Below are 12,409 nucleotides of genomic sequence, written 5' to 3'. Positions count from 1 at the left end.
TAAGAAATACAAAGGACAAGAACGATGATCGAAGAACGAATCCAAGCTGCTAAGCAGTATGTTAAAACCTTATTTGCTGATCGAGCGGATGGTCATGATGTGGAGCATACCCTCCGCGTTTATACCAATGCTATGAGAATCGCACAAGCAGAAGGTCCATGTGATCTGGAGATAGTGGGCTTGTCAGCTCTTCTTCACGATGCTGATGATGATAAATTGTTTCATACAGAGAATAATGCGAATGCTCGCATGTTTCTAGAAGAGATCGGTATTCCTCAAGACCAAATCGACCAGATTTGTCGAGTTATCAATGCTGTTTCTTTCAGCAAAAATCGTGGGAAACATCCAGAAACCTTAGAAGGCAAGGTTGTCCACGATGCAGATCGCCTGGATGCGATAGGAGCTGTAGGAATTGCGCGAACTTTTTCCTATGGTGGCCACAAAGGGAGGTCTCTCACTGATACCGTCCAACATTTCCATGACAAGTTGCTCCTATTAAAAGATGAAATGAACACGGAGACTGCCAAACAAATGGCAGAAAATCGCCATCAATTTTTAATCACCTTTCTAAAAGAACTAGAGAAGGAACTCTAACAAAAAGCCCCTGTCTGAAAACGATGATCTCAGACAGGGGGCTTTCTTTATTCTTGGATCATGGCTAGGAGGTCCTCTCCTGTAGTGGTTGGAAGGATCCGAACTCGTTTGAGGGAATAGAGGCCATCAGCGGAGCTGGCGAGTCCATTTTTAGTGGTGAGGCCTAGTTTGTAGTCGGCTTTCTTGGCCTGGTCGATTGTGACCTGGCTGTAGCGACCGGATGGGTAGACGATAACGCTAGTATTTTGATCCAGCACCTTATCCAGCAGGCGTTTAGAAGCAACCAGCTCATTCTTTTGGGTCTCAAGACTGGAATTGGCTAGGTCTGGATGATTGACCGTATGGCTTTCAAAGGTCAAGCCAGCACTTTTCATCTCTTTGATTTGGTCAAAGGTCAGGACATTTTCTTTTTCTTTTTGGGTAAAGTCCGTGATGATATTGTTAGTGGCGGTCATCTTGTATTTCTTAAGAAGCGGATAGACGATGGTATAGAAATCCTCGACGCCATCATCAAAGGTCAACCAGACATATTTCTTTCCTTTTGGCACTTCATTTTTTGCGAGGATCCGATAGGCTTCCTCAGGTGTCAGGGTGTAGTAACCCGCTTTTTTCAGGGCCTTTAGTTGGCTTTCAAAGGTTTCTGGATCGACAATCAGATTGGCATTGGCAGCTTCAGACTCGGCCATATTGTGCACGGAGTGGTACATGAGGATGGGCAGTTTAACCGGCTTTTTCATTCGGGTCCACTCGATAGAGGAACTGTGTTCATCTAGCGAGCGCGTAACGGCAGTACCACTGGTATTTCCGTCACTCAGCTGAGTGATCCTTTTGATCAGAAGAAAGCTACAAATAAAGATACAGACCAAGAGGAGTGCATTGATTCCAAGTAGGACTTTGATTTTTTTAGGTACTCTTCGTTTACTCATAGTGTCACCGTTTTCATCATTTTCTCTATTGTACCACAAATTCTATGTTCTTTTCCAGAACTTGCTACAGGCAGATCCTGTCATGAAAATTCAGAATTTTTAAGGCAATTGGCTGTCAAACGCTCAAGTTTTTGTTATAATGGAGCTACTATAGAAAATTCAAGGAGTCAATAGGATGTCTGTTAAGATTGCCTTACTAGGATTTGGTACTGTTGCAAGTGGCGTACCATTTTTATTAAAAGAAAACCATGAAAAAATCACCCAGGCAGCTCAAGATGAAATCGAGATCGCTAAGGTCTTGGTTCGTGATGATGCGGAAAAGGAAAAATTGCAAGCTGCTGGTCACAACTACAACTTTGTGACCAATGTCGATGAGATCATTGAAGACAAAGACATTGCCATCGTGGTCGAATTGATGGGTCGTATCGAGCCAGCTAAGACCTTTATCACCCGTGCCCTGGAAGCAGGCAAGCATGTAGTTTCTGCTAACAAAGACCTTCTTGCCGTTCATGGAAGCGAGTTGCTAGAGATTGCTCAAAAACACCAAGTGGCCCTTTATTATGAAGCTGCCGTAGCTGGTGGGATCCCAATCCTTCGGACCTTGGTGAATTCCCTTGCTTCTGACAAGGTGACCAAAGTGCTCGGTGTGGTCAATGGAACCTCTAACTTCATGATGACTAAAATGGTCGAAGAAGGCTGGACTTATGAGGATGCTTTAGCAGAAGCGCAACGTCTTGGTTACGCTGAAAGTGATCCAACCAACGACGTTGAAGGAATTGATGCTGCTTACAAGATGGTGATCTTGAGCCAGTTCGCTTTTGGAATGAATATCCAATTTGACCAAGTAGGTCACAAAGGAATCAGCCAGATCACTCCTCAAGATGTATCGGTTGCTCAAAGCCTTGGATATGTCATTAAGCTGGTCGGATCTATCGTTGAAACAGAGTCAGGGATCGCAGCAGAAGTGACACCAACCTTCCTTCCAAAACAACATCCACTCGCAGGAGTGAACGACGTTATGAATGCGGTCTATGTGGAATCCATCGGTATTGGGGAGTCTATGTACTACGGACCAGGTGCTGGTCAAAAACCAACTGCGACAAGTGTCGTAGCCGACCTCGTTCGCATTGTCCGTCGACTAAAAGAAGGAACAATCGGTAAAGCCTTCAATGAATACAGCCGCCCTCTTCAATTGGCTAAGCCAGAAGACGTGAAGAACAATTATTACTTCTCAATCAAGGCACCAGATGCGACTGGTCAAATCTTGCGTCTTGCGGAAATCTTTAATGCAGAAGGAGCTTCCTTCAAGCAAATCCTCCAAGAAGACTCAGATGGTCAATTTGCAAGTGTCGTCATCATTACCCACCAAGTCAACCAAACACAATTCAAGAACTTGGTTGAAAAATTGGATTCAGAGGCGAATTTCGAACTCTTGAATACCTTTAAAGTCTTGGGAGAATAAGCATGAAAATTATTGTTCCAGCAACCAGTGCCAATGTAGGGCCAGGATTTGATTCGGTTGGGATTGCCGTGACTCGCTATTTGACCATCGAAGTCCTTGAACCAGCAGATGCTTGGTTGATTGAGCATGATCTAGGAGCAGGGATTCCGACAGACGAGAAAAACCTTTTGCTCTCAACAGCTCTTTCTATTTCAACAGACATGCAACCCCATCGGATCAAGATGACCAGTCAAGTGCCCTTGGCGCGTGGTCTTGGTTCTTCTAGCTCGGTCATTGTCGCAGGGATTGAATTGGCCAACCAATTAGCCAACCTCCAGCTGTCAGATGCTGAGAAATTACGCATCGCGACCGAGATCGAAGGTCATCCGGATAATGTAGCTCCAGCTATCTTTGGAAATATGGTCATTGCGAGCTACATCGGTGAAGATGTCCAATATGTCACATCTGACTTCCCAAGCTGTGACCTTGTGGCCTTTGTACCGAGCTACCAATTGAAGACCAGTGATAGTCGGAATGTCCTACCGAAAGAATGGTCTTATAAAGAAGCTGTTGCAGCCAGTAGCGTAGCCAATGTTGCTATTGCAGCTCTCCTCAAGGGAGATTTGCTGACGGCTGGTCGCTCCATCGAGTCAGATCATTTCCACGAACGCTACCGTCAATCTCTTGTCAAAGAGTTCCCTCAGGTCAAAGAAGTAGCACATGCTCATGGGGCCTACGCTACCTATCTGTCAGGAGCAGGCCCAACAATCATGAACCTCTTAGCGCCAGAGCATACAGCAGCCTTTGTCGCAGCTCTTGAAAAACTCGGACTAGAAGGTCAGATTTTCCAACTTAAAATCGACACATTTGGCGTTCGTGTTGAGAAACAAACCTCAATGTAACACAAATGAAAGAAGGATGTATACGAATGTATATGTCCTTTTTGCTTCTTCTATGGTAGAATGGGAATTGTATGGAGAAAAGCACAAGCTTTTACCGAAAATCTAGGGGGAAACATGAAACCAGAATATTTATATAGTATTGCTACCGATCTTGGTCTACAGTTTGATGGCGAAGCTCGTGTCATGTATGGGGAGCGTGAAGGCTTCTTGTTAGTCATTGAAGGCGCTCAAACCAAGAATGTATTTACCATTTCACTCAGTGTGAAACAAGGTTCTGAAGGAGACTTGATCGAAGATAGCGAGATTCTTTGGAATGAACTAAAAGAACAATCAAAAGCCATTAATGCCATCTCTTTTAATGGTTACTTGACCTCGATCGTTGTCAAGGGCGGAATGACCAAAGGGAAGGCTGTCGAAACCTTATGGACAGCTATCCAAGATATTGTGGACTTCTTACTCAACCACCAATTTGTGCAAGTGAATGCGGAAACGGGTGAGGAAGGACCAATTGGTCTGTATCAAATCGGTGATGCGATCTTTTTAATCGATGATGCAACCTTTAGAGCTTACCAAGCCGAAGTGCAAGACACGGTGGAGGCTTATGATGCACGTGAAGAAAACTTCCTTTTGGGGATCGTAGGAGCCGTGATCGGTGTGATCATCGGTGGAGCTGTTGCTCTCTTAGTAGCGCGTCTTGGCTATGTATCTGTTTTGGCAGGTGCTGCCCTCGGTTATTGTACTATCAAAGGTTATGAGATCCTTGGTAAGAAATTGACTAAAAAAGGTGTGGTAGTTTCAGCTATTTTAATGGTCTTGACGGTCTTTTTGGTCAACCAATTAGATTATACTTTTGCGCTCATGAGTGAACTGGATTTGCCATTTGGTATGACCTGGACGATTCTCAATGAAGCGACATTCTCAGGGGACGTCCCAGATAAATTTTACTTGAATCTAGGCTTGCTAGCTGTCTTCACTCTTGGTGGTGCTTGGATTTCGGTCAAATCAGCTCTGGATGGACAGAAGAATCGTGCCATTGCGCGTAAAATTGCATAATAAATTGTAAAAGGAAGGCCTGAATATTAAAGGTCTTCTTTTGTTTTTTAGGGTCGAAAAATAGTCAAAAATTTGGTATAATAGTTTGTATTTTTATAGAGAGAGAACAGACAGAAAGATGAATGAAAAAATGAATCAAATTCTTGAAGGGATTGATATCCGTTTTCAAGAACCTTTAAAATATTATACCTTCACAAAGGTAGGTGGGAATGCTGAATTTTTAGCCTTTCCTCGCAACCAATATGAATTAAAACGCATCGTTCAATTTGCCAACCAAGAGCAAATCCCATGGATGGTCCTGGGCAATGCGTCTAATATCATTGTCCGCGATGGGGGCATTCCGGGATTTGTCATTATGTTTGATCGCTTGCGTGACATCAGTGTGGACGGCTATGTGATCGAAGCAGAGGCAGGAGCTAAACTCATCGACACCACTCATGTGGCCTTGCACCATAGTTTGAAAGGCTTCGAGTTTGCTAGTGGCATTCCAGGCAGTGTCGGTGGTGCTGTCTTTATGAATGCGGGAGCCTATGGGGGAGAAATCGCTCATGTCCTAGTATCCTGTAAGGTCTTGACCAAAGACGGAGAGATCGAAACTCTGTCAGCGAGTGAACTAGCTTTTGGCTACCGTCATTCTAAGATTCAAGAGACAGGCGCTGTCGTCATCTCTGCCAAATTTGCTTTGTCACCAGGCAATCACGAGGTGATCAAGCAGGAGATGGATCGGTTGACCCATCTTCGTCAGTTGAAACAACCCCTTGAATACCCTTCATGTGGATCTGTCTTTAAGCGTCCTGTTGGCCATTTTGCAGGTCAATTGATCAGCGAAGCAGGCTTAAAAGGCTATCGAATCGGTGGTGTGGAAGTCTCTGAAAAGCATGCTGGCTTTATGGTCAATGTGGACAATGGAACAGCCAAGGACTACGAAGACCTGATCGCCCATGTCATTGAGGCAGTAGAAGCTCACTCAGGCGTCCGTTTAGAACCAGAAGTTCGCATTATCGGCCAAGCCTAAGAACGTTAGTATTGAAGAACAATTGATAGTGTAAACATCGATAGCATCGGTCGGAAAGGGGGTGAGTGCCTATCGATACCGTAAATAGGTGGGGCAGTCTAGTAAGTCCCCGAGAGGTATTGGTGGTCTGACAGGTCTTCCTGTCAGCCGCTGCGTTTTCGTTTGAAAAGCAGTTTGGTAATCGTAGTAAAGAAGGAATTTATGTGAATTGAAAAAACCAATTATTGAGTTTAAAAATGTTTCAAAGGTCTTTGAAGATAGCGGTACCGTTGTCCTAAAGGATATCAATTTTGAATTGGAAGAAGGGAAGTTCTATACCCTGCTCGGTGCATCTGGATCAGGGAAATCGACCATCCTGAATATCATTGCCGGTCTTTTGGATGCGACGACTGGAGATGTCTATCTTGATGGAGAACGGATCAATGATGTCCCTACCAACAAACGAGACGTCCACACCGTCTTTCAGTCCTATGCCCTATTTCCACATATGACGGTCTTTGAAAATGTGGCTTTTCCGCTTCGTTTGAAAAAGGTGGATAAGGCTGAGATCGAACGTCGGGTTTCAGAAGTCTTGAAAATGGTCCAGTTAGCAGGATTTGAAAAACGTTCGATCCAAAAATTATCCGGAGGTCAACGTCAGCGGGTAGCTATTGCTCGGGCTATCATCAATGAACCACGAGTGGTCCTTTTAGATGAGCCCTTGTCTGCACTTGACTTGAAACTTCGGACAGACATGCAGTATGAGTTGCGTGAATTGCAACAACGCTTGGGGATTACCTTTGTCTTTGTTACCCATGACCAAGAAGAAGCTCTCGCCATGAGTGACTGGATCTTTGTCATGAATGAAGGCGAGATCGTCCAATCTGGTACACCGGTTGATATTTATGATGAACCGATCAACCACTTTGTAGCCACCTTTATCGGGGAGTCCAACATTCTAGATGGTCGTATGATCGAGGACTACTTGGTTGAGTTCAATGGCAAACGCTTTGAAGCCGTCGATGGGGGAATGCGTCCAAACGAACCAGTTGAAGTCGTCATTCGTCCTGAAGACTTGCAAATCACTCTTCCTGAAGAAGGCAAGCTCCAAGTGAAGGTGGACACCCAGCTCTTCCGTGGTGTGCATTATGAGATCATCGCTTATGATGATTTGGGAAATGAGTGGATGATCCACTCCACTCGGAAGGCCATCGTGGGAGAAGTCATCGGGCTAGACTTTGAACCAGAAGATATCCACGTTATGCGTCTCAATGAAACCGAAGAAGAATTCGATGCGCGGATCGAAGAGTACGTTGAAGTGGAAGAGCAAGAAGCTGGTTTGATTAATGCCATTGAGGAGGAAAGAGATGAAGAAAACAACCTCTAATCTATTTATCCTCCCCTATTTCTTGTGGATTTTTCTCTTTGTTTTGGCTCCTGTAGTCATGATCATCTTTCAATCGTTTTTTAACGTTGAAGGGCAGTTTTCGCTTGAAAACTACAAAGAGTTCTTCACTTCGCAAAATTTGACCTATTTAAAGATGAGTTTTAATTCGGTCCTTTATGCCGGAATCGTCACCCTGGTGACGCTCTTGATCTCCTACCCGACTGCTTACTTTTTGACGCTGCTCAAACACCGGCAGTTGTGGTTGATGTTGATCGTCTTGCCAACCTGGGTCAATCTCTTGCTCAAGGCCTATGCCTTTATCGGAATCTTTGGTCAAAACGGCTCCATCAATAGCTTTTTAAGCTTTCTCGGAGTCGCTCCCCAGCAGATCCTCTTTACCGATTTCTCCTTTATCTTTGTAGCTAGCTACATCGAGTTGCCTTTTATGATCTTGCCGATCTTTAATGTCTTAGATGACTTAGATCCAAACTTGATTAATGCCAGCTATGATTTGGGAGCCAATCGTTGGGATACCTTCCGTCTTGTGGTCTTCCCCTTGTCCATGAATGGAGTCCGCTCAGGTGTACAATCTGTCTTTATTCCTAGTCTGAGCCTCTTCATGTTGACACGGATGATCGGTGGAAATCGCGTCATTACCTTAGGGACTGCGATTGAACAGCACTTCCTGACAACACAAAACTGGGGAATGGGTTCTACCATCGGAGTTGTTCTGATCCTTGCCATGCTCTTTACCATGTGGGCAACAAGAGAAAGGAGAGAACGATGAAAAAAGTATCTCATTTCTATCTAGGTTTCGTCTTTCTGATCCTCTATCTTCCTATCTTTTATTTGATCTTTTATGCCTTCAATAAAGGGGGAGATATGAATGCCTTCACGGGCTTCACGCTTGAGCATTTCAACGAGTTGTTCGCAGATAGTCGCCTGATGCTGATCTTATCAGAGACCTTCCTCTTGGCCTTCTTGTCAGCCTTGATTGCGACAGTGATTGGAACCTTTGGAGCCATTTATATTTACCAATCCAAGAAAAAGTTAGAAGGACCTTTGCTTTCCATTAACAACATTCTCATGGTAGCACCAGATGTTATGATCGGGGCCAGCTTCTTGATTCTCTTTACGACGGTGAAGTACCAGCTAGGTTTCTTATCTGTTCTGGCTAGTCACGTGGCCTTCTCGATTCCCATTGTGGTCTTGATGGTCTTGCCACGACTCAAGGAAATGAACCGGGATATGGTCAATGCGGCCTATGACTTGGGAGCTACCCAAGTGCAAATGCTCAAAGAGATCATGTTGCCCTATCTGACACCAGCCATTATTGCTGGCTACTTTATGGCCTTTACCTATTCGCTTGATGACTTTGCCGTGACCTTCTTTGTAACCGGAAATGGCTTTACAACCTTGTCTGTAGAGATCTACTCACGTGCGCGACAAGGGATTTCCCTCAGTATCAATGCCTTGTCCGCCCTTGTCTTTCTCTTTAGTGTGCTCTTGGTCATCGGTTATTACTTTATTACCCGTGAAAAGGAGGAAACAGCATGAAAAAACTTTATTCATTCCTAACTGGGATTGTCCTTGTCATTCTGGTCCTCTGGGGAATTAGCCACCAGATCGAAGCGAGCATGAATACCAAGAATAGTGACAAGCTGGTCATTTACAACTGGGGAGATTATATCGATCCAGACTTGCTCAAGGAATTTACCAAAGAAACAGGAATTCAGGTGCAATATGATACCTTTGATTCCAACGAAGCCATGTACACTAAGATCAAGCAAGGGGGAACTACCTACGATATTGCGATTCCTAGTGAATACATGATTGCTAAGATGATGGATGAGCATCTGGTTGAAAAGTTGGACCAATCAAAGATCAAAGGGATGGAAAATATTGATCCAAAACTCTTAAACCAATCGTTTGATCCGGGTAACCAATATTCAGTCCCTTACTTCTGGGGTACCTTGGGGATTATCTACAATACCAAGATGGTCAAAAATGCTCCGGAACATTGGTCAGATCTCTGGCGTGAAGAGTACAGAAATGACATCATGATGTACGATGGTGCGCGTGAGGTCATGGGAATTGGTCTCAATACCTTGGGCTATAGCCTCAATGAAAAGGATCCAAAGAAATTGCAAGAGGCAGTAGATAAACTCTACACCTTGACGCCAAACATCAAAGCTTTGGTTGCTGATGAGATGAAAGGCTATATGATCCAAAACAATGCGGCTATTGGGGTTACCTTTTCAGGAGAAGCCAGCCAAATGCTCGAAGCCAATAAGGATCTTCGCTATGTCGTCCCAACTGAAGCCAGCAACCTTTGGTTTGATAACATTGTCATTCCAAAAACCGTGAAAAATAAAGAAGCAGCATATGCCTTCATTAACTTCATGCTTCGTCCTAAAAATGCTTTAAAAAATGCTCTTTATGTCGGCTACTCAACGCCAAATAAAAAAGCCAAAGCCATGTTGCCAAAAGAAATCCAAAATGACCAATCCTTCTATCCAAGCGATGAAACACTGGACCATTTGGAAGTCTATCAACAATTAGGCAAGAAGTTGCTTGGAGTCTATAACGATCTTTACCTTCAGGTCAAGATGTATCGAAAATAACAAAAAGGAACCTTCGGGTTCCTTTTTGATTGAAGATAAACTCCTCTTAGAAACTTTCCTTAAGTGAGTACGGACGTTAGGTGAAATTATCCAGTGGATAATTTCAGCAATACAGGAAGTTCCATGACTTATCAAAGATACAAAGGGTGTTCGCGGATAAAGTCAAAATAGAAAGTTTGACGCAGAATCTGTTGATTCTAGGAAAACTTATCTTTTTGACACAATCCGCTGCCCGTGTTCAATTAGTTTTGGACCTAAGGTTCCAAAACTCCCGAGTGCTAGAAACAATGGTGTTTCTAGCACTTTTCTCACAGCGGAAAGTTTCATTATATATTTAGATACTCTACAAAAATGCAACATTTGAATTTTTAGCATCACTTAGGTTGTTATTTGTAAAAAAGGATTATCTATATTCTAGCAGAACACCGCAAGTTCTTTTATGATTGCCTTATAAAAGTCTCTAACTAGTGAGTTAGATTGAGATTCAAATGAAAGATGCTATAATAGTAAGGAAAGTGACTGGCCCATCCAGTCATGAAAGGAAGGATTGGAGAAGAAGAGATGAAGAGACAACTGGAATTATTTTTGATTATTCTGTTACCGATACTAGGACTGGTTTTTCTTGGAGGAAAGATCATGAATCTGACCAAAAGACCCGAACAGAAGATAACGGCCTCATCTTCAAAGAAAGTCGTACAGAAATCAAAAGAAGAAATAAAAAAAGAACAAGTAGCATATCTCAAAGAGCACGAGCAAGAAATCGTCGATTTTGTGAAGTCTCAAAATCCTAAAATTGAGTCAGTTCAGATTGATTGGGATGAAACTCAGTGGGGAGTAGCAGGAAATGGGACGCCACAAGGTGGTGACGAGATGATTCTCATTTTTGGCGGATTTAATCAAAATCCTGAATCTGGTTGGCGAGTTGATTTGGTTGTGGAAGATGGAAAGATTAATTTAAAGACGATGTCACTTGGGCAAAACTTAAGCATAGGTCAAGAAATTTTCGAGTGATTAAATTGATAGATTGATTCGAAGTGTGGTTATTTTTGGTAGACTATCATAGTTTGGAGAAGAAGAGATGAAGAGACGACTGGAACTATTTTTGATTATTCTGTTACCGATCCTAGGAATTGTTTTTCTAGGAGGAAAAATCATGACACTGACCAAAAGACCGGAGCAGAAGATAACAACCACTTCTTCAAAGAAAGTCATTCAAAAATCAGAAGAAGAGATAAAAAAAGAACAAGTAGCCTATTTGAAAAAAATGAAAAAGAAATCGGCGATTTTGTGAAAGCTCAAAATCCGAAAGTTGAATCCGTACAGATCGATTGGGATCAGACACAATGGAGTGATGGTGGGCTTACAACTCCCGAATATTATATAAATGTTTTTGGTCGGATTAATCATATTGAGAACTCAGGATGGGGAGTGGATATTCCCATGAATGAAGATGGGACTGTAAATCTTAAAAATATGACGATGGGCGATTACATCAGTATTGATGGTGAGCCTATTGACTAATGGAACTGAAAAACGGTTTGAAAATGAACTGTTGTAGAGAAAGTTACCCAATGGAAAAACGAACGATATTTAAATTAATCACTACGATAGCTATTTTTATGAGTATGGGAGGTTGCGTAAAACAAGAGGAACAAACAAAACAAGCGCAAACTGTCACCTCTTCATCAACCAAAGAAGACAAAGAAGCCATAAAACAAAAGCAGCTCGCTTATCTCAAAGAGCACGAGCAAGAAATCGTCGATTTTGTGAAGTCTCAAAATCCTAAAATTGAGTCAGTTCAGATTGATTGGGATGAAACTCAGAAGAGTGATGGTGGACTTACAACTCCCGAATATTATATGAATGTTTTTGGGCGCATTAATCATATCGAGAACTCAGGATGGGGAGTGGATATTCCAATTAATGATGATCAATCAATTAACATGCGAGAAATGTTTATGCTTCATGAACCTACGATTGACGGAAAGCCTATTTCCTAAGTAAGTACAATGCATTTTGAAAAAGAACTGTTTTAGAAAAAGATAGCACATGATAAAACAAACGGCGTTTAAATTAATCACTACATTAGCTCTCCTTGCAAGTATAGGAGGATGTACCATAAAATCAAAAGAGCAAACGAAACAAGCACCCATTGTAACCCCTTCGACAACCAAGGAAGATAAAGAAGCGACGAAGCAAAAACAAATTGCCTATTTGAAAGAACATGAAAAAGAAATTGTTGATTTTGTAAAGTCAAAAAATTCTAAAATAGCATCCATTCAGGTTAATTGGAGTGATATTCGATGGGGCGAAGCAGGCAACGGAACTCCTCAAGGAGGTGGCGAGATCATCGAGTTGTATGGTGGCTTTAATCATATTGAAAATTCTGGTTGGAATGTCACAATTGAGATTCATAATGAAATGCCTGATCTAAAAACTATGATGTTAAGCAATGGTTTTGGTGTTGGAGGAGAAGTATTTGAGTAAT

Annotated in this window: 13 protein-coding genes and 1 pseudogene; 13 read left to right on the top strand and 1 reads right to left on the bottom strand. The window is 42.6% G+C overall.

Annotation, left to right across the window (positions count from 1 at the left end; translation table 11 throughout):
- The first annotated feature begins 24 nt into the window (after positions 1 to 24).
- Positions 25 to 594, top strand: a complete 570-nt coding sequence (locus WKT08_RS01705) for an HD domain-containing protein (RefSeq protein WP_340279656.1) — start codon at positions 25 to 27, stop codon at positions 592 to 594.
- Between the two features lie 47 nt (positions 595 to 641).
- On the opposite strand, the gene WKT08_RS01700 is transcribed toward WKT08_RS01705, so the two are convergent.
- Positions 642 to 1,520 (bottom strand): polysaccharide deacetylase family protein, encoded by an 879-nt coding sequence (locus WKT08_RS01700; protein WP_340279655.1) that lies wholly within the window; start codon positions 1,518 to 1,520, stop codon positions 642 to 644.
- A gap of 175 nt (positions 1,521 to 1,695) precedes the next feature.
- Here WKT08_RS01700 and WKT08_RS01695 point away from each other — a divergent pair, with 175 nt between their 5' ends.
- The 12 genes and pseudogenes from WKT08_RS01695 (at position 1,696) to WKT08_RS01640 (ending at position 12,408) form a co-directional block, all read left to right on the top strand.
- Positions 1,696 to 2,982, top strand: a complete 1,287-nt coding sequence (locus tag WKT08_RS01695) for a homoserine dehydrogenase (protein WP_049503638.1) — start codon at positions 1,696 to 1,698, stop codon at positions 2,980 to 2,982.
- Between the two features lie 2 nt (positions 2,983 to 2,984).
- The gene (gene thrB / locus WKT08_RS01690) at positions 2,985 to 3,863 is read left to right on the top strand and encodes a homoserine kinase (RefSeq protein ID WP_340279654.1); all 879 of its coding nucleotides are present in this window, start codon (positions 2,985 to 2,987) and stop codon (positions 3,861 to 3,863) included.
- Between the two features lie 114 nt (positions 3,864 to 3,977).
- On the top strand, positions 3,978 to 4,916 hold the full coding sequence (locus WKT08_RS01685) for a hypothetical protein (protein ID WP_340279653.1): 939 nt from the start codon (positions 3,978 to 3,980) through the stop codon (positions 4,914 to 4,916).
- Positions 4,917 to 5,034: 118 nt separating this feature from the next.
- Positions 5,035 to 5,931 (top strand): UDP-N-acetylmuramate dehydrogenase, encoded by an 897-nt coding sequence (gene murB, locus WKT08_RS01680; RefSeq protein WP_340279652.1) that lies wholly within the window; start codon positions 5,035 to 5,037, stop codon positions 5,929 to 5,931.
- A gap of 208 nt (positions 5,932 to 6,139) precedes the next feature.
- Positions 6,140 to 7,297, top strand: coding sequence for an ABC transporter ATP-binding protein (locus WKT08_RS01675; RefSeq protein WP_003002881.1), 1,158 nt, complete (start codon positions 6,140 to 6,142; stop codon positions 7,295 to 7,297).
- On the top strand, positions 7,278 to 8,084 hold the full coding sequence (locus WKT08_RS01670; protein WP_003007764.1) for an ABC transporter permease: 807 nt from the start codon (positions 7,278 to 7,280) through the stop codon (positions 8,082 to 8,084). The genes WKT08_RS01675 and WKT08_RS01670 overlap by 20 nt, the downstream gene beginning before the upstream one ends.
- Positions 8,081 to 8,854: an ABC transporter permease gene (locus WKT08_RS01665; protein WP_003016507.1), complete on the top strand. Its 774-nt coding sequence runs from the start codon at positions 8,081 to 8,083 to the stop codon at positions 8,852 to 8,854. The genes WKT08_RS01670 and WKT08_RS01665 overlap by 4 nt, the downstream gene beginning before the upstream one ends.
- Positions 8,851 to 9,921 (top strand): ABC transporter substrate-binding protein, encoded by a 1,071-nt coding sequence (locus tag WKT08_RS01660; RefSeq protein ID WP_118095301.1) that lies wholly within the window; start codon positions 8,851 to 8,853, stop codon positions 9,919 to 9,921. The genes WKT08_RS01665 and WKT08_RS01660 overlap by 4 nt, the downstream gene beginning before the upstream one ends.
- 561 nt (positions 9,922 to 10,482) lie before the next feature.
- Entirely contained in the window at positions 10,483 to 10,932 is a 450-nt protein-coding gene (locus WKT08_RS01655) for a hypothetical protein (RefSeq protein WP_445330257.1), read from the top strand.
- A 67-nt stretch (positions 10,933 to 10,999) separates the two neighbouring features.
- Positions 11,000 to 11,442, top strand: a pseudogene (locus WKT08_RS01650) (hypothetical protein).
- Between the two features lie 50 nt (positions 11,443 to 11,492).
- Positions 11,493 to 11,921: a hypothetical protein gene (locus tag WKT08_RS01645; RefSeq protein ID WP_049472552.1), complete on the top strand. Its 429-nt coding sequence runs from the start codon at positions 11,493 to 11,495 to the stop codon at positions 11,919 to 11,921.
- A 49-nt stretch (positions 11,922 to 11,970) separates the two neighbouring features.
- Positions 11,971 to 12,408 (top strand): hypothetical protein, encoded by a 438-nt coding sequence (locus tag WKT08_RS01640; RefSeq protein ID WP_192832137.1) that lies wholly within the window; start codon positions 11,971 to 11,973, stop codon positions 12,406 to 12,408.
- Position 12,409 lies beyond the last annotated feature (1 nt).

Source organism: Streptococcus sp. HCA-5024 (assembly GCF_037890265.1).
GTDB lineage: Bacteria > Bacillota > Bacilli > Lactobacillales > Streptococcaceae > Streptococcus > Streptococcus lingualis.
This window is presented reverse-complemented; position numbering and strand designations above follow the sequence as displayed.

What these genes read in the sequence shown, in the direction of transcription:
- WKT08_RS01640 (WP_192832137.1), top strand. Translation starts at nt 11,971, where the DNA reads ATGATAAAACAAACGGCGTTTAAATTAATCACTACATTAGCTCTCCTT.
- murB (WP_340279652.1), top strand. Translation starts at nt 5,035, where the DNA reads ATGAATGAAAAAATGAATCAAATTCTTGAAGGGATTGATATCCGTTTT.
- WKT08_RS01645 (WP_049472552.1), top strand. Translation starts at nt 11,493, where the DNA reads ATGGAAAAACGAACGATATTTAAATTAATCACTACGATAGCTATTTTT.
- WKT08_RS01705 (WP_340279656.1), top strand. Translation starts at nt 25, where the DNA reads ATGATCGAAGAACGAATCCAAGCTGCTAAGCAGTATGTTAAAACCTTA.
- WKT08_RS01655 (WP_445330257.1), top strand. Translation starts at nt 10,483, where the DNA reads ATGAAGAGACAACTGGAATTATTTTTGATTATTCTGTTACCGATACTA.
- WKT08_RS01700 (WP_340279655.1), bottom strand. Translation starts at nt 1,520, where the DNA reads ATGAGTAAACGAAGAGTACCTAAAAAAATCAAAGTCCTACTTGGAATC.
- WKT08_RS01695 (WP_049503638.1), top strand. Translation starts at nt 1,696, where the DNA reads ATGTCTGTTAAGATTGCCTTACTAGGATTTGGTACTGTTGCAAGTGGC.
- WKT08_RS01660 (WP_118095301.1), top strand. Translation starts at nt 8,851, where the DNA reads ATGAAAAAACTTTATTCATTCCTAACTGGGATTGTCCTTGTCATTCTG.
- thrB (WP_340279654.1), top strand. Translation starts at nt 2,985, where the DNA reads ATGAAAATTATTGTTCCAGCAACCAGTGCCAATGTAGGGCCAGGATTT.
- WKT08_RS01685 (WP_340279653.1), top strand. Translation starts at nt 3,978, where the DNA reads ATGAAACCAGAATATTTATATAGTATTGCTACCGATCTTGGTCTACAG.
- WKT08_RS01665 (WP_003016507.1), top strand. Translation starts at nt 8,081, where the DNA reads ATGAAAAAAGTATCTCATTTCTATCTAGGTTTCGTCTTTCTGATCCTC.
- WKT08_RS01670 (WP_003007764.1), top strand. Translation starts at nt 7,278, where the DNA reads ATGAAGAAAACAACCTCTAATCTATTTATCCTCCCCTATTTCTTGTGG.